General features: G+C 59.6%; 13 protein-coding genes. 8 read left to right on the top strand and 5 right to left on the bottom strand.

Going from position 1 to position 15,206, the window contains the following annotated elements; translation table 11 throughout:
- The first annotated feature begins 29 nt into the window (after positions 1–29).
- Together ACR0KJ_RS07435 and ACR0KJ_RS07430 are read left to right on the top strand one after the other, a co-directional pair.
- A complete protein-coding gene (locus ACR0KJ_RS07435) occupies positions 30–515 on the top strand; it encodes a winged helix-turn-helix transcriptional regulator (RefSeq protein WP_170622915.1) in 486 nt (161 codons plus the stop codon).
- A 30-nt stretch (positions 516–545) separates the two neighbouring features.
- Entirely contained in the window at positions 546–1,112 is a 567-nt protein-coding gene (locus tag ACR0KJ_RS07430; RefSeq protein ID WP_170452557.1) for a tetratricopeptide repeat protein, read from the top strand.
- Here ACR0KJ_RS07430 and ACR0KJ_RS07425 read toward each other — a convergent pair.
- Together ACR0KJ_RS07425 and ACR0KJ_RS07420 are read right to left on the bottom strand one after the other, a co-directional pair.
- Positions 1,109–1,933, bottom strand: coding sequence for an IclR family transcriptional regulator (locus tag ACR0KJ_RS07425; RefSeq protein WP_480626336.1), 825 nt, complete (start codon positions 1,931–1,933; stop codon positions 1,109–1,111). The two genes, ACR0KJ_RS07430 and ACR0KJ_RS07425, sit on opposite strands and share 4 nt — an antisense overlap.
- A 111-nt stretch (positions 1,934–2,044) precedes the next feature.
- Positions 2,045–2,818: a FadR/GntR family transcriptional regulator gene (locus tag ACR0KJ_RS07420; protein ID WP_170622919.1), complete on the bottom strand. Its 774-nt coding sequence runs from the start codon at positions 2,816–2,818 to the stop codon at positions 2,045–2,047.
- A 335-nt stretch (positions 2,819–3,153) separates the two neighbouring features.
- Between ACR0KJ_RS07420 and ACR0KJ_RS07415 the strand changes: the two genes are divergently transcribed.
- From ACR0KJ_RS07415 to dld, 4 genes are all read left to right on the top strand, one after another.
- Positions 3,154–4,203 (top strand): TRAP transporter substrate-binding protein, encoded by a 1,050-nt coding sequence (locus tag ACR0KJ_RS07415; RefSeq protein ID WP_170521774.1) that lies wholly within the window; start codon positions 3,154–3,156, stop codon positions 4,201–4,203.
- A 118-nt stretch (positions 4,204–4,321) separates the two neighbouring features.
- Positions 4,322–6,385, top strand: a complete 2,064-nt coding sequence (locus tag ACR0KJ_RS07410) for a TRAP transporter large permease subunit (protein ID WP_480626335.1) — start codon at positions 4,322–4,324, stop codon at positions 6,383–6,385.
- A 12-nt stretch (positions 6,386–6,397) separates the two neighbouring features.
- On the top strand, positions 6,398–7,549 hold the full coding sequence (locus ACR0KJ_RS07405) for an alpha-hydroxy acid oxidase (protein ID WP_170521778.1): 1,152 nt from the start codon (positions 6,398–6,400) through the stop codon (positions 7,547–7,549).
- Positions 7,550–7,567: 18 nt separating this feature from the next.
- The gene (dld, locus tag ACR0KJ_RS07400) at positions 7,568–9,277 is read left to right on the top strand and encodes a D-lactate dehydrogenase (protein WP_480626334.1); all 1,710 of its coding nucleotides are present in this window, start codon (positions 7,568–7,570) and stop codon (positions 9,275–9,277) included.
- 269 nt (positions 9,278–9,546) lie between these two features.
- Here dld and gph read toward each other — a convergent pair whose 3' ends face one another.
- Positions 9,547–10,209, bottom strand: a complete 663-nt coding sequence (gene gph, locus ACR0KJ_RS07395; RefSeq protein ID WP_480626333.1) for a phosphoglycolate phosphatase — start codon at positions 10,207–10,209, stop codon at positions 9,547–9,549.
- Positions 10,210–10,433: 224 nt separating this feature from the next.
- On the opposite strand from gph, the gene hemP reads away from it, so the two are divergent.
- Positions 10,434–10,607: a hemin uptake protein HemP gene (hemP, locus tag ACR0KJ_RS07390; RefSeq protein WP_170452542.1), complete on the top strand. Its 174-nt coding sequence runs from the start codon at positions 10,434–10,436 to the stop codon at positions 10,605–10,607.
- A complete protein-coding gene (locus ACR0KJ_RS07385; protein WP_170452540.1) occupies positions 10,604–11,080 on the top strand; it encodes a hypothetical protein in 477 nt (158 codons plus the stop codon). The genes hemP and ACR0KJ_RS07385 overlap by 4 nt, the downstream gene beginning before the upstream one ends.
- Before the next feature lie 41 nt (positions 11,081–11,121).
- Here ACR0KJ_RS07385 and ACR0KJ_RS07380 read toward each other — a convergent pair whose 3' ends face one another.
- Positions 11,122–14,220: an aminotransferase class III-fold pyridoxal phosphate-dependent enzyme gene (locus ACR0KJ_RS07380; protein ID WP_480626332.1), complete on the bottom strand. Its 3,099-nt coding sequence runs from the start codon at positions 14,218–14,220 to the stop codon at positions 11,122–11,124.
- A gap of 69 nt (positions 14,221–14,289) precedes the next feature.
- A complete protein-coding gene (locus ACR0KJ_RS07375) occupies positions 14,290–15,162 on the bottom strand; it encodes an NAD(P)-dependent oxidoreductase (RefSeq protein WP_170452538.1) in 873 nt (290 codons plus the stop codon).
- Between the last annotated feature and the right edge of the window lie 44 nt (positions 15,163–15,206).

Below are 15,206 nucleotides of genomic sequence, written 5' to 3'. Positions count from 1 at the left end.
CCATTCGCCTGAAATTTGGGTTTTGAACGATGCAAATGCACTTTCCTGAACTGGATCGGTTCGACCGGTCCATCCTGCAAGCCCTGGCCGAGGATGGGCGTATCTCGGTCGCGGATCTGGCCCGGCGGATCGGGTTGTCCAAATCTCCGACGCAGGCGCGGTTGAAACGGCTTGAGGCGGATGGGGTCATCAAAGGCTACCGCGCGATGCTGGATCCGATCCGGCTGGGATTGGATCACGTGGCCTTTGTCGAGGTGCGCATGACGGACACGCGGGAAAAGGCGCTGGCCGAGTTTAATGCGGCGGTCCGCAAGATTGCCGAGATTGAACAGGCGCATATGATTGCGTCGAATTTCGACTATCTGCTGAAGGTCAGGACCGGTTCCATGTCGGAATACCGGGCTGTTTTGGCCGAAAAGATCTCGTCCCTGCCGCATGTGGCCAGCACATCGACCTTTGTCGCGATGGAGGCTGTAAAGGAAACCGGAATGCTGGGCGCACTGGACGCAACTTGACAGAACCTCATCCCGCGCCATCCTTGGATTATGCGACATCTACTCCAGGCAGCGATCATTGGGTGTGCGGTAGCGTCTGCGGCGACAGCACAGTCTTGCCCGGACGCGCCAGATCATATCGACGGCGTCAGTGACCTGATTGCGCAGACCCAAAAGGCCGGGTCCGAGACCGAGGCGCGCGTATTCTCCAGCCAGATGTGGGAGCTTTGGACCGATGCGCCCGATGCCAAATCCCAGACTATGCTGGATCGGGGCATGGCGCGGCGCGAGGCTTGGGACCTGATCGGGGCTTTGGACGAGTTGAACGCGCTAGTCGACTACTGCCCGCAATATGCGGAAGGGTACAATCAGCGGGCCTTTGTCAATTACCTGCGGCAGGATTACGGATCGGCGCTGCGCGACCTCGACATCGCGATTGAACTGTCTCCGAACCATGTTGCGGCGATCAGCGGGCGAGCCTTGTCGCTGCTGGGCCTGAACCGGCTGGACGAGGCAAGAACCGCGCTAAAAGACGCGCTGGACCTTAATCCCTGGTTGTCGGAACGGGCCCTGCTGGCCCCCGGTGGGCCATTGGACCCGCCCGGACAGGACATCTAATCAGGGTGCTTCGGCCGCCCACCAACGGCGCGCGTGATTTCACGTGCAGCGGCTGAGACCAGATCGCCGAACCGATCAATCGTTTCCGAATTAAACCGCGCGGTTGGCCCGGACACGGACACTCCGGCGCAGGGCAGGTTTTGTTCGTTGAATATCACCGCACCGATACAGGACATCCCAAGATAGCGTTCCTCGACATCATAAGACCAGCCGCGCTGCCGGATAACCTTCAGATCTGCTTCAAGGGAAGCGACGTCGCTGTGTGTGCGTTCGGTGAAGGCTTCGAGCGTTGATGAAGACAGCAGTTTCCGCACGCCATCGGGCTCCATCGCGGCCAGAATTGCCTTGCCCGTGCCCGAGGCGTACATGGGCGTCCGCGCACCCGGCGGGAAAAAGGCGCGGATCGGGTTTTTCGTCTCGATCTGGCCGACAAAAACCACGTCTCCGGCGTCTGGTACGGCCAGATTTGCGGTCTCGCCGGTCTCCTGCATCAGCCTGTGCATGATGGGTCGCGAGATTTCGACCACGTTGTTGCGTTTCAAAAAGGCGGCCCCGGCGCGATACGCCTCGATCCCGACCATCCATTCCTGCCGGTCTTCGTCAAAGCGCACAAAGCCGCGATTGGCGAGCGTGGCCAGTATGCGATGGGTGGTGGCGGTCGGCACGCCGGTCTCGCGGCTCAGATCCGTCAGGGTGCAGCGTTCCAGCCGGGCAACGGCGCTGAGGGTGCCCAGGGCGCGGTCCAGAGATTGCAGCGTCCCGGCCGAGCTTTCCTTGAACAGGGATTTCGGCCTGCCGCGCGGTCGTTTCGGTGTGTCCAATCCAGCCCCCTTGTCGCGTTTCGGCAAAACCATAGGGGGTAGGTGGCATTTTTCATATAGTGGAAAATATTTTTATTTTTTGACCGTTGAGTCGATCTTGGTCTCACTCAGTCACGTTGAGAGTATCCGTCGCTTTTCAGCCATCACCTCGCGCCGCTGTTGTTCGATGCCCAGCCGGAACGAGTCTTCCACGAAATCGATATGATCGAACGCCGCCTGTTCAGCGCGCTGCTCGTCCCCATCTATGACGGACTGACCAAGTTCCAGATGTTGGTCGAGCAGCTTCTTGCCCGAACCATCAATCGATTTCAAAAAGCTGCGGTTGTAGAAAACGCCCTGTTTGGTCAACTCGTAGATCGAGGCCATCATATGGATCAACGTGGCGTTCTGGCTGGCATCGACAATTGCGGCGTGCAGCGCAAAATCAGCCTCGCGCGATGCCTTTGCGTCATTCTCATGCCAGGCTCGTTCGTTTTCGGCCAGAATCTCGGCAATACGTTCCTTATCGGCCTTGGTCGCACGACGCGCGGCGAGACGGGCGGCAAAGCCTTCCTGTTCGCGCCGGTATTCCAGATAGTCGAAAAACGCAGGCTCGTGCCGTTCGTAAAGGGCCAAAAGGGCTGGCAGCATCGCTTGGCCGGTCAAAGCGGCAACAAAGGTGCCTTCGCCGTGTTGCGTGGTCACAAGGCCGCGTTCCTCGAGAACCGACAATGCCTCGCGCAGTTTCGGGCGTGACACGCGCAGCATCTCAGCCAGATCGCGTTCCGACGGCAGTTTGCGCCCCTGTTTCAGGATGCCCGAAGCAATCAGATCCTCGATCTGCGCAACCACTGCGTCAGCCAGCGATTCGTGTCCGACTGGTTCGAAAATCGCTTTGGTGGACATGGGTGTCGCCTCGCTTTGGGTGTAAAGAACGGGTCTATTGGTAAATAAATATAACCATCTGTTGGAAAAACTCAAGAAAACACGATGCGCCTGATTTTTGGGCACAATGCGTTCATTTAAATGCGATTTTTGGCACGGCGAGCGCTGAGGGAATGCCCATCGTCGATCAAACTAAATTAGGAAAGCTCCTGTAATCGCCTTGGTGATCTTGTCCATTGGTAAACAAAATTGTTGACTGGTTTGTAATGGTAAAGTTAATTTACCACCGGAGAGGCGCTGGAAGAGCCTGCGCCGCTGATCGAGGCACTTGCCCGACCTACCCTGGAGGAGATTTCATGAAGAAGACCCTGACGAGCCTGGCCGTTGCTGCCAGCGTTCTGGCCGCACCAGCGATTGCCGCTGACAAGCTTTTGCTGAAAACCCCGATTGCCTTCTCGACCGAATTGCCGGGCTTGGGCTCGCCGATTCCGCGCGTGGCCGAGCAGTTGGACCTGATGTCGGGCGGTACGCTGAAAATGAAGGTGTATGAGCCGGGCAAGCTGGTTCCGCCGTTCGAAATTCTGGACGCTGTGTCCACCGGCAAGATCAACTCGGGCTACACCACTGCCGGGTATTGGGCAGGTAAAATCCCCGCTGCGCCGCTGTTCTCGGCCGTGCCCTTCGGTCCCGAGGCAGGCGAATACATGGCATGGCTGTATTACGGTAACGGCATGAGCCTGTATCAGGAGATGTACGATCAGGCCGGCTACAACGTCCACGTCATCCCTTGCGCGGTTATTGCCCCCGAAACTTCGGGCTGGTTTGCGACCGAGATCAACTCGCCCGAAGACCTGAACGGTCTGAAGATGCGTTTCTTCGGTCTGGGCGGCAAAGTCATGCAGAAACTGGGCGTCGCAACCTCGCTGCTGCCGGGTGGTGAGATTTTCCCAGCATTGGAAAAAGGCGCCATCGACGCGACCGAATTCTCGATGCCCGCGATCGACGCGCGTCTGGGCTTCCACAAGCTGGTCAAGTTCAACTATTTCCCCGGCTGGCACCAGCAGGCGACCGTGTTTGAGCTGATGATCAACAAGGATGTCTGGAACGAGACCAGCGATCAGCACAAGGCAATCATCGAAAACGCCTGCAAGGCATCGATGGCGGACAGCTTTGCCGAAGGCGAAGCCATTCAGCACGCGGCCCTGATCGACAATGTCGAAAACAACGGTGTCACCATCAAGCAATGGTCGCCCGAGATGCTGGATACCTTCCGCGCGACCTGGGAAGAGGTTGCTGCTGAGGAAGCCGCAAACGACGCCTTCTTTGCCAAAGTCCTGGCCGACATGAACGAATTCCGTGACGGCTATGACCTGTGGAAGACCAACGCCTTCCTCCCGCGTCAGTAACCTTCCTGACTGACGCAACCGGGGCGGCGGCAACCGTCGCTCCGGTTCTTTGTTTCTGAATTTCGGACTTTCTAACCTTTCACCGCCCGCGCGCCGGGCTGCTGAGCGAGGAATGACCATGGCCACGCAAAAGAACCTCAACGATCCGGTCGAAGCCTATGAAGGCATCCTGGAACATCCCGAGACCGACCGCCAGAAAATCGCCGTTGCCATCGACACCAGCGTCAAGGCCGTAGGTCACGTGGTCATGTGGGCGAACGTCCTGCTGATGGCGGCGATCTTTTCTCAGGTCTCGCTGCGCTATCTGTTCAGCCAGAACTATCCCAAGCTGGATGAGATCCAGTGGCATTTCTACGGCATCGTCACGATGATCGGCATTTCCTATGCCCTGATCACCGACAGCCATGTGCGTGTGGACGTCTTGCATATGCAGCTGTCACGCCGGGCGCAGCGGATCATCGAAGTGATCGGCATCCTGACCCTGCTGACCCCGTTCATCTACCTGATGATCGATCAGGGCTATGACTATTTCTACGAAAGCTTCCGCGTCAATGAACGGTCTGACAGCCCCACCGGTCTGCCTGCACGTTGGGCGTTCAAGGCGGTGATTCCGATCAGTTTCATCCTGCTGGCTTTGGCGGCGCTGGCGCGGTTGATCCACGATGTGCACGCGTTGCTATACGGACCGTCCTCGGAACGCGAAGGCGCGCCGCTGCGCCGTATCCTGCTGGTGCTGGCTGTCTTTGCCGCCGTTTGCGTGGGCCTGACGTTCCTTGTTGAGACGACCGAGGAAAAGCTGGTCATCGCGATGTTCCTGACCTTCATCGCGCTGCTGTTTACCGGCTACCCGGTGGCTTGGGTTCTGGCCGGTGTCGGTGTGGCCTACTGTGGTCTGGCCTACCTGTTCGACAATGATCTGATGCTGTGGACGGGCCTTGAAAGCACATTTACGGGGCTCGATTACCTGACCCTCGGCGCGGTGGTGAACCGGGTTTATGCGACCATGTCCAACGCGGTTCTCGTGGCCTTGCCGATGTTTATCTTCATGGGCCTGATGCTGGACGAATCCGGTGTGGCCGAGCGTCTGATGTCCTCGATGCAGCGCCTGTTCGGGACGGTGCGCGGGGGGCTGGCGATCACCGTGACCCTGATCGGGATCATTCTGGCTGCCTCGACCGGCATCATTGGTGCGTCGGTTGTTCTGCTGGGTGTGCTGTCGCTGCCTTCGATGATGCAGCAGAAATACCAGCCGACACTAGCGGCGGGTGTGGTTTCAGCCTCGGGCACGCTGGGCATTCTGATCCCGCCGTCGATCATGCTGGTGATCATGGCCGACCAGATGGCCCTGTCTGTCGGAGACCTGTTCATGGCCGCCGTCTTTCCGGGCGTGATCATCGGTGGTCTGTACCTGACCTATATCTTCATCCTCGCGCTGGTGAAACGCGACGCAGCCCCGGTGCCCGAGGGCGCAAAGGCCCCCGACTGGGCCGCCGTCAAGGACGTGCTGATCGCGGTCATCCCGACGCTGATGCTGATCCTCGCGGTTCTGGGGTCGATCTTTGCTGGTCTGACCACTCCAACCGAGGCCTCAGGTATCGGTGCGTTGGGTGCGACGCTGCTGGCGCTTGGCTATCGCAAGCTGACCTTCGCGAAACTGTGGAACGTGCTGGTCTCGACCTTCAACACCACCGCCTATATCTTCGCGATCTTCCTTGGCGCGACCGTTTTCTCCTACGTCCTGCGGGAACTGGGTGGGGACGAGCTGATCGAACACGTCGTCCAATCAACCGGGTTCGGTGCCAACGGCACGATCCTATTCATCCTGTTCATCGTCTTCCTCCTGGGCTTTGTGCTGGACTGGATCGAGATCACGCTGATCGTGCTGCCCCTGATGCGCCCCATCGTGAACGGGTTGGGCATCGACATTCCCGGTTTTGGCGTTCTGGATGAACCGGCGCTGGTGTGGTTTGTCATCCTTGTCGCGGTGACGCTGCAAACCAGCTTCCTGACACCGCCGGTTGGATTCGCCCTGTTCTATCTGAAAGGCGTCTGCCCGCCCGAGATCAAGCTGACCCACATCTACAAAGGCATCATCCCCTTTGTCCTGTTGCAGCTGACCGGTCTGGCGCTGGTCTTCCTGTGGCCCACATTGGCCACCTGGCTGCCCTCGGTCGCCTATTAAGGAGCCTCAACAATGCGCCTGACCCAATGTCATAACTTCCACGATTTCCGGCGGTTGGCCAAACAGCGGCTGCCGGGACCGATCTTCAACTACATCGACGGTGGCGCGGATGATGAGGTGACGTATCGCGAAAATACCAACGCGTTCGACCGTTGCGACCTGTTGCCCTCGGTCCTGCGCGGCGTGAAGGACGTGGATATGTCGGTGACGGTGATGGGGCAAAAGCTGGATATGCCGGTCTATTGCTCACCCACCGCCCTGCAGCGCCTGTTCCACCATCAGGGGGAACGCGCGGTGGCGGCGGCGGCTGAGAAATACGGGACGATGTTCGGGGTCTCGTCACTGGGGACGGTGTCGCTGGAAGAACTGCGCCAGAAACACAAGAACCCACAGGTCTATCAGTTTTACTTCCACAAGGATCGCGGGTTGAACTCGGCCATGATGCAGCGCGCTAAAGAGGCTGGTGTCGAGGTGATGATGCTGACCGTTGACAGCATCACCGGCGGCAACCGCGAACGCGACCTGCGCACCGGGTTCTCGATCCCGTTCCGCCTGACGCTGGGCGGCATGATCCAGTTCGCAATCAAGCCGATGTGGGGGATCAACTATGTCACGCATGAGAAATTTCGCCTGCCGCAGCTAGAGGAGCATGTGGATATGGGCGGTGGGGCCAGCTCCATCGGTGGGTATTTCACCGACATGCTGGATCCGTCGATGAACTGGGATGACGTGGCGCAGATGGTGCGCGACTGGGACGGTCAGTTCTGCCTCAAGGGCGTCATGACCGTCGAGGACGCCAAACGCGCGGCTGAGATCGGCTGCACCGGCATCATCCTGTCGAACCACGGCGGGCGGCAACTGGACGGATCGCGCACGCCGTTCGATCAACTGGCCGAGATCGTCGATGCGGTGGGTGACAAGCTGGACGTGATGATGGACAGTGGCATCCAGCGTGGCACGCATGTGCTGAAGGCACTGTCGATAGGGGCCAAAGCTGTGGGCGTCGGACGGCACTATCTGTACCCGCTGGCCGCTGCAGGGCAGGCGGGGGTCGAACGCGCCCTCGGCCTGATGCGGGCCGAGATTGAACGCGACATGAAACTGATGGGCGTCACCAGGATCGATCAACTGAGCCGCGAGAACATCCGTTTTCGCAACGTATAGAACGGGCCGGAGGCTGCCATGACCAATGACGCGCTGATCAAACATTTCCGTTCCATCGTCGGATCGCGCCACGTCCTGACAGGCGAACGCGCGACCGAACGGTTCCGGCGCGGCTTCCGCTCGGGCGAGGGGGAGGCGCTGTGCGTCATTCAACCCGGTTCTTTGTTGGAACAGTGGAAAGTGCTGCAAGCCTGCGTGGCCGCCGACAAGATCGTCATTATGCAGGCGGCCAATACCGGTCTGACCGAGGGGTCGACCCCTTCGGGCAGTTATGATCGCGATGTGGTGCTGATCAACACGCGGCGGATGGATGCTCTGGTGCCCCTGAATGATGGCGCGCAGATCGTCAGCTTTCCGGGCGCCACCCTGTTTGCGTTGGAGAAACTGCTGGCCCCGCTGGGACGCGAACCGCATTCGGTGATCGGATCATCCTGTATCGGCGCGTCGATTGTGGGTGGCGTCTGCAACAACTCGGGCGGTTCGCTGGTTGAACGCGGGCCGGTTTATACGGAACTGTCCGTCTATGCCCGGATCACCGAACAGGGCGAGTTGGAACTGGTCAACCATCTGGGCATCGATCTGGGCGAAACGCCCGAGGAAATCCTTGCCAATCTCGATGCAGGACAGTTCGAGCGCAATCCGGGGGCGACGAACAAGCGCGCCTCGGCCAGCGACTATGCGCAGATCGTACGGGACGTGGATGCCGAAACACCTGCGCGGTTCAACGCGGACAAGGCCAAACTGTTCGAATCCGCCGGATCCGCCGGAAAATTGGCGGTGTTTGCCGTGCGTCTTGATACCTTCCCCAAGAACAAGGCCGAACAGGTCTTCTATATCGGAACCAACGACCCCGAGGATCTGGCAGACTTGCGTCGACATATCCTGTCCGAGTTCCAGTCTCTGCCGGTATCCGCCGAATACATGCAGCGTGAGGTATTCGACATCACCGCGAAATACGGCAAGGACACGGTGGTGATGATCGACAAGCTGGGCACAGATCGGCTGCCATTCTTCTTTGCCATGAAGGGGGCCGTGGATGCCCGTTTGCGCCGCGTTCCGTTCCTCAGCAGTTTTACCGACAGGTTCATGCAAATGGCGGTGTCTTTGTGGCCCCGCGTACTGCCTAAACGAATGACGCAGTTCCGGGACAAGTACGAACACCACCTAATCCTGAAGATGAAAGAGGGTGGCATCGCCGAGGCCGCCAGTTGGTTGCCGGAATTTCTGAAAGACCGTGATGCGGATTTCTTCGAATGCGACGCGCGCGAGGCCAAGATTGCCGGTCTGCACCGGTTTGCCGCCGCGGGTGCCGCCGTGCGCTATATGGCCATCCATGCCAATGAGGTTGAAGACATCATCGCGCTGGATGTCGCCCTGCGCCGCAACGATAGGGAATGGTTGGAAAAACTGCCCCCCGAGATCGAGGATCAACTGGTCCACAAACTCTATTACGGCCACTTCATGTGCCACGTGATGCATCAGGATTACGTGGTCCGGAAGGGGGCAGATCCCAAGGCGCTCAAGGCTGCGATGCTGAAGCTGTTCGATCAGCGCGGGGCGGAATACCCGGCAGAACACAATGTTGGCCACCTGTATAAGGCCAAGCCCGATCTGGCGGCACATTACACATGCTGCGATCCGACCAACTCGTTCAATCCGGGTATCGGGAAAATGTCGAAGGTAAAACACTATCAGGATCAACGCGGTGTGAACTCTGCCGCACAATAGGACTAAGGCTCGCAGAAGTCGCGGAACGAGCGTGAACAGCATCCTGTTCGCCAGGTCGGCCTGATTGATACTGCGGGACCGTCGCAGGTATCCAAAGCAGCCTTTTGCAACTTTTTTGTTTCTCTACGGGAAACCCCCAATTTCGCCGCGAAAAGGGATTCGTTAGAACGAACCCAACCACAGGTCGCGCGCGACCAAACAGTTTTTCCCCGATGAGGGGCTGGTCACTACCCCCTCGGCCGGCCCCTCAATAATTTTTGGGCGTGGGTTTACTGTGCCTCTTCCAGCATCCGAGATACCAACGCCGGTAATTCGGTTGCACTGTCATAGGCAACGGTGTGCGGAATCTCCGCGACCGGCGATTTTCGGTAGCCTTGGGTAAACAGCAGAAATGGAATCCCCGCCCGGTCCGAGGTTTCTGCATCCACTTCGCTGTCCCCGACAAACAGGCGTGGCCCTGGGGCGCTGAGCGCGTCAAAGCTGGCGAACAGGTGGCTGGGGTCGGGTTTTCGTGTGTCCAGGCTGTCGCCACCAAGGACCGCATCGAAGAAAGGTGACAGGTTGAGCGCATCCAGAATGTGATGGGCCGGGGCCTCGGGCTTGTTGGTACAGACGCCAAGGGTACAGCCCATGCGTCTGAGGTCGTCCAACGCCTCGGGAATGCCATCATAGGGCACAGTCGTTTTGCTGGCCCCGGCATTGTAATGGGCCAGCATCACTTTGGTCAGTTCGCTGTGGCGGTCCATCGGCAGGTTACAGTGCCGGATCACGCGCTCGACCAGCTTGGGCAGACCGTTTCCGACGAATCGACCGATGACCTCTGGGGGCAGGGGCGGCAGGCCGACGTCGTCCAGCGTCCGGTTTGCGGCTGCCACGATATCGCCGAGGCTGTCGATCAGAGTTCCATCGAGGTCAAATACAACCGCTGCCATCACTGAATACCTGCCTAATTGCTGAATTTGTCAAAGACTTATCGTGGCTTGGCGCTGGTCGCAAACCGGCAAATTCCCGCGCGTGCAAACAGGGCACTTGACATACCTTACTAAAATAATCAGATTAAGCGCAGGAACAGAGAGCCAGCCCATTCTCGGGTCAGCCAGAGTAATAAACCGCGAACAAACAAGGCCGTTTGCCTGAAAACTTCTGGAGTTGACCGATGAACGCGCAGACCCCGACCCCGAACCCTACTCAATCCTATGCTGTGTCCATGCTGCCTTCGCACAAAGCCGAAGAGCTGACAAAGGGTGGCAACCTGGCCCATATCGAGCTGGGCGATCAAATGTATACCCTGCGCATCACCCGCGCGGGCAAATTGATTCTCACCAAATGAGCGCGCCGACGTCGCGGGGTGGGGCGTCCGTTGGCCGGTTGTCCGACCTCGACCCGATCGAAGCAGGTGCTGTTATGTATCTGCGGCTTTGGGGCGATGGCCCCAAGGGCCGTGCGGATGCAGCAAGTGATTTCGACATTGCGCTGGGCGCGGATCAGGGCCGGGCGGCGATGCTGACGCTGGATCGGCTGTGCTCGCTTTGTGCCCATCACGGTCGCCGACCGCTGGTGCGGCATGGGTTGGGATGCGGATGCCTGGGCGCGGATGAAAACTGTTTCGCGCAAATGATCGGCGCGGCAGCCGAAGGCGCGCGCGAGGATGCGATGATGATGGCATCCCTGATCGTGCGTCCGGATTTTGCCCCGGCTCTGGCATCACTGTCCGAGGAACTGGGCCTGACCCTGCGGCGCATGATGACGGCCATTCCGATGCAGACCACCGGCCACCAGACCCCCTCGACCGTGTTGCACTAAACGACGCGGTAAACCCCGGCTTAACGGCCGGGGTTACTTTGTCAGCAGCAGCCACATCCCGCGTGATGGTGGTCGTGATCGCAAACCTGCGCCGGAGTGAAATCACCGACCTCTGACAACACATCCCTAAGCGCGAACAGGATCATATCCACATCCTCGGCTTCGATGGTCAGGGGCGGGCGGATTTTCAGGATATTGTCCTTTGGCCCCTCACTGCCGATCAGGATGCGGTGGTCGCGCATCCGGTTCTTGACGTATTTGCAGATTTCAGTGCCTTCCGAGCCGTCGGGGTTGATCAACTCCACCCCCAGAAACAGCCCCATCCCGCGAACATCTCCGACACATCCGAAATCAGATTCGATCTGGCGCAACCCGTCGATCAGCCGCGCACCCATCAGGCGCGCATTCTCCTGCAGGCCTTCGTCATCGACGATATCCAGCACCTCTTTGCCGATCCGGCAAGACAGGGTCGAGCCGCCAAAGGTCGAGAAAAACTCGATCCCGTTGTCAAAGCTTTGGGCGATCTCTTTGGTGGTGACCACAACGCCCAGAGGGTGGCCGTTACCGATGGGCTTGCCCATCACCACGATGTCCGGCAACGCGCCCTGATGCTCAAAACCGAAATAGTAGTCACCCAGACGACCCAGCCCGGTTTGCACCTCATCCGCGATGCAAACACCCCCAGCAGCGCGAATTTTCTCATAAACGGCAGGCAGATAGCCCTTGGGCGGAATGATCTGCCCCCCGACCGAGGGGAAGGTTTCTGCGATGAACCCGGCAAGCCCATGGCCTTTGCTTTGCAACGCGGTGATCGCCGGATCGACGAAATCGGCGAACTTCTGGGCGCGGTCCGGATCATCGCGCCGGAACGATCCGCGATAATCATCCGCGACCTCGACCAGTTCAACCCAATCCGCCTGACCAACCCCGCCGGGTTTGTTGAACTTATAGGCCGAGATTGCCACCGCCGCGTTGGTATTGCCGTGATAACCATGATCCGGCGTCACGATCCCCTTGGCCCCGGTATGGGCGCGGGCCAGCCGCAGGGCCAGTTCGTTGGCCTCGGTGCCGGAATTGACGAAGAAACAGACCTCAAGGTGATCGGGCAGTTTCGACAAGACCTTATCGGCAAACGCCGTCTGTGCCGGATGCAGATACCGCGTGTTCGAGTTCATGCGCTTCAACTGATCCGCCGCAACGGCCTGAATGCGAGGATGCGCATGGCCCACATGGGGGACGTTGTTATACGCGTCCAAATAGGGGCGACCCCATTCGTCGAACAGATGGTGCTTCCACCCGCGCACCAGCATGACCGGATCATCATAGGTCAGCGACAGGTTGCCGCCGAAATGATCATGGCGGCCTTGCAGAATGGCCTGCTTGTCGGTCGGTTGATAGAGCACCTTGTCATCCGGCAAGTTCAACAACGCGGCGGGGTTCGGGCAGACCGCGTGCCACAGGAACATCTCGTCCGGGTCGCCCACGCCGGGCCAGTCGGCCTCCATCCCAACCGTTGTCAGCGCCAATTGGAAATGCACATGCGGGGCCCAGCCGCCATTCTGGCTGGCATCGCCAAGCTGTGCGAAGGCCGCGCCCTGCGCCACGGGATCGCCCGGTTTCAGCCGATCACAGACCTCGGGGTCCAGATGGCCGTAGAGGGTGTAGAACGGATCGCCTTGGGGCGTTTCATGGCGCAGGATCACCACGCCGCCATAATCCAGATGGCTGTCCCGGTTTTCGACCACTTCGACCCGCCCACTGACAGGCGCGTGCAATGCGGTCCCTGCCGGGGCAAAGACATCCACCGCCAGATGCACTGTCCGCCGGTCGGACGCCTTCCACGGGCCTTTGCGAAACCCCGGTTCCGCATAAATCAGCCGCGGTTCGTTGTAATATCCCAGCCAGAGCCCGTCTCCGAACTCTTCCCCGACCCGCGCGGCTTCTTCTAAAGGCATGTGGAACGGGTTTTGCGGCCAGGTCGAGTTTTCCACCGACAGCGAGCCCATGGGAACCTCGCCAAGGTCTTGTCCGAACATCAGGGCAAAGTGACCGCGATGTGCCGCCAGATAAGCGTGAACACGCTCGGCCCCGTCGGTGACCGGCAGGTGACATGCGGCGCGCAGACGCGCTGGCATCAAGCCGCCATTGACCGCAGCGTTTTCCAGAAACCGCCACGCCGGAGCCTGTGAAATCGTCACATAGGGATCAACCGGGTTCTCCGCCGCCATCAGGGTCGAGTTCACCACGGACACAGCCAACCGCATCCGCAGAAGTGGCCAGATCAGATCAAGCTCCTGCGGGCTCAGGCGGTTCGCGGCGTGATAGCCGCGTACCAGTGCTGTCAGCGCACGTTCGGGTTTCGGGTGATCCAGCACGATATAGGCACCGGCAATGGCCAGGTCGCACACGCGGGGCGCAGCGCACATATCACCCAGATCGATCAAGCCCGTGACGGTTTGGCCCTGACCCAGCGCGCCCTCGATCAGAACATTGTAATCGTTGGCGTCGTTGTGAATGGCCTGTCTCGGCAGGCTCGCAAGCGTGTCCGAAATTGCGTCGAACCCGGCGACGATTTCGCCCAGCAATCTGCGCCGGTCTTCATCCTGAATGACACCCAGTTGATCCGCAATCCAACCGGCCTGCGTCAGATCCCACTTGAACCCTGCCCGATCCAACCCGTCATGCGCGAAGCCTTCCAACGCCCGATCCGTCGCGCCAAGAACACGCCCCAACCTCAGGATCAATTCCTCGCTTTTGGGCGCGGCTTGCGCGTAACACTCGCCTGGCAAGCACTCAAGCAGCCAGACCAAACGGGATGCACCGGTTTCGTCCTGAATCTCCGGCAAAACGTCGCCATTCAAATCCGCAAAGACCTTTGGGAAGGGCAGGCCCGGGGCCGTCGCGGCAATATGCTCCAACGCCTTGATCTGCAGATCCACCAAACCGCGCGCGCAGCCGGGGCGCATGACCTTGAGAATGTAATCCTGCCCGTTTTTCGCCTGCACCAGAAAGTTCAGATCATACTCACCATCCAGCCGCGTCAAACGCGCCTCAAGCCCCCAGTGCAGCCGCAGCGCAGTTGCCCAGAACACAGTCATATCGCTCATACCCTGTTCGTCCGACACCAGGATCCCCTTCATCTGGCTGAAAATATCTTCGGGGGGGAGACGCGCCCTCAGGCGCGGCGGGGGCAGACAGCCCCCCTGACCTCAGTCCAGCGCGCGCAAACGTTTGAACAGCGAGGACGTGTCCCACCGACCGCCACCCAGCTTTTGCACATCCTTGTAGAACTGGTCGACCAAAGCCGTCACCGGCAAGGAGGCCCCGGTTTCATTCGCCGTCTCCAGACAGATTCCCAAATCCTTGCGCATCCAGTCCACCGCAAACCCATGATCGAAATGATCGTCCAGCATGGTTTCATAGCGGTTCGCCATCTGCCAGCTGCCCGCAGCACCCTGGCTGATCACCTCAACGACCGAGCGCCCATCCAGCCCGGCCTTTTCGGCAAAATGCAACGCTTCGCTCAGGCCCTGAACCAGACCGGCAATGGCAATCTGGTTGCACATCTTGGTCATTTGCCCCGCGCCGCTGTCACCGATCCTGCGGCAGATCTTGGAATAGACCTGCATGATCGGCTCTGCCGCATCGTAAGCCACCTGATCGCCGCCGCACATGATCGACAATGCGCCATTTTCGGCACCCGCCTGACCGCCCGAGATCGGGGCGTCCACAAAGGCAATCCCCTTGCTTTGCGCCGCGGCATACAGCTCGCGTGTGACCTTGGCGGACACGGTGGTGTGATCAACGAATGTTGCCCCTTCGGCCATGCCGTGAAAGGCGCCGCCCTCGCCGGTGCAGACCATGCGCAGGTCGTCGTCATTGCCGACGCAGGCCATCACGAAATCTGCGCCCTTAGCAGCGTCTTGCGGGGTGATCGCCATCGCGCCGCCATGTTGGGCAACCCAGGCTTCGGCCTTTGCGGCTGTCCGATTGAAAACGGTCACCTCATGACCCGCCGCCTGCAAATGTCCGGCCATTGGATAGCCCATGACGCCCAAACCCAGAAACGCAACTTTTGCCATTTGGTGATCCTCTCTGCTGACCGGCCCCGTATCATTCAGCGGGC

Source organism: Ruegeria sp. AD6 (assembly GCF_056542325.1).
This window is presented reverse-complemented; position numbering and strand designations above follow the sequence as displayed.

Bases quoted from the DNA above. Each gene is read 5' to 3' on its own strand.
- ACR0KJ_RS07435 (WP_170622915.1), top strand. From the start codon at position 30: ATGCAAATGCACTTTCCTGAACTGGATCGGTTCGACCGGTCCATCCTG.
- ACR0KJ_RS07430 (WP_170452557.1), top strand. From the start codon at position 546: ATGCGACATCTACTCCAGGCAGCGATCATTGGGTGTGCGGTAGCGTCT.
- ACR0KJ_RS07420 (WP_170622919.1), bottom strand. From the start codon at position 2,818: ATGTCCACCAAAGCGATTTTCGAACCAGTCGGACACGAATCGCTGGCT.
- ACR0KJ_RS07415 (WP_170521774.1), top strand. From the start codon at position 3,154: ATGAAGAAGACCCTGACGAGCCTGGCCGTTGCTGCCAGCGTTCTGGCC.
- ACR0KJ_RS07410 (WP_480626335.1), top strand. From the start codon at position 4,322: ATGGCCACGCAAAAGAACCTCAACGATCCGGTCGAAGCCTATGAAGGC.
- ACR0KJ_RS07405 (WP_170521778.1), top strand. From the start codon at position 6,398: ATGCGCCTGACCCAATGTCATAACTTCCACGATTTCCGGCGGTTGGCC.
- dld (WP_480626334.1), top strand. From the start codon at position 7,568: ATGACCAATGACGCGCTGATCAAACATTTCCGTTCCATCGTCGGATCG.
- gph (WP_480626333.1), bottom strand. From the start codon at position 10,209: ATGGCAGCGGTTGTATTTGACCTCGATGGAACTCTGATCGACAGCCTC.
- hemP (WP_170452542.1), top strand. From the start codon at position 10,434: ATGAACGCGCAGACCCCGACCCCGAACCCTACTCAATCCTATGCTGTG.
- ACR0KJ_RS07385 (WP_170452540.1), top strand. From the start codon at position 10,604: ATGAGCGCGCCGACGTCGCGGGGTGGGGCGTCCGTTGGCCGGTTGTCC.
- ACR0KJ_RS07380 (WP_480626332.1), bottom strand. From the start codon at position 14,220: ATGAAGGGGATCCTGGTGTCGGACGAACAGGGTATGAGCGATATGACT.
- ACR0KJ_RS07375 (WP_170452538.1), bottom strand. From the start codon at position 15,162: ATGGCAAAAGTTGCGTTTCTGGGTTTGGGCGTCATGGGCTATCCAATG.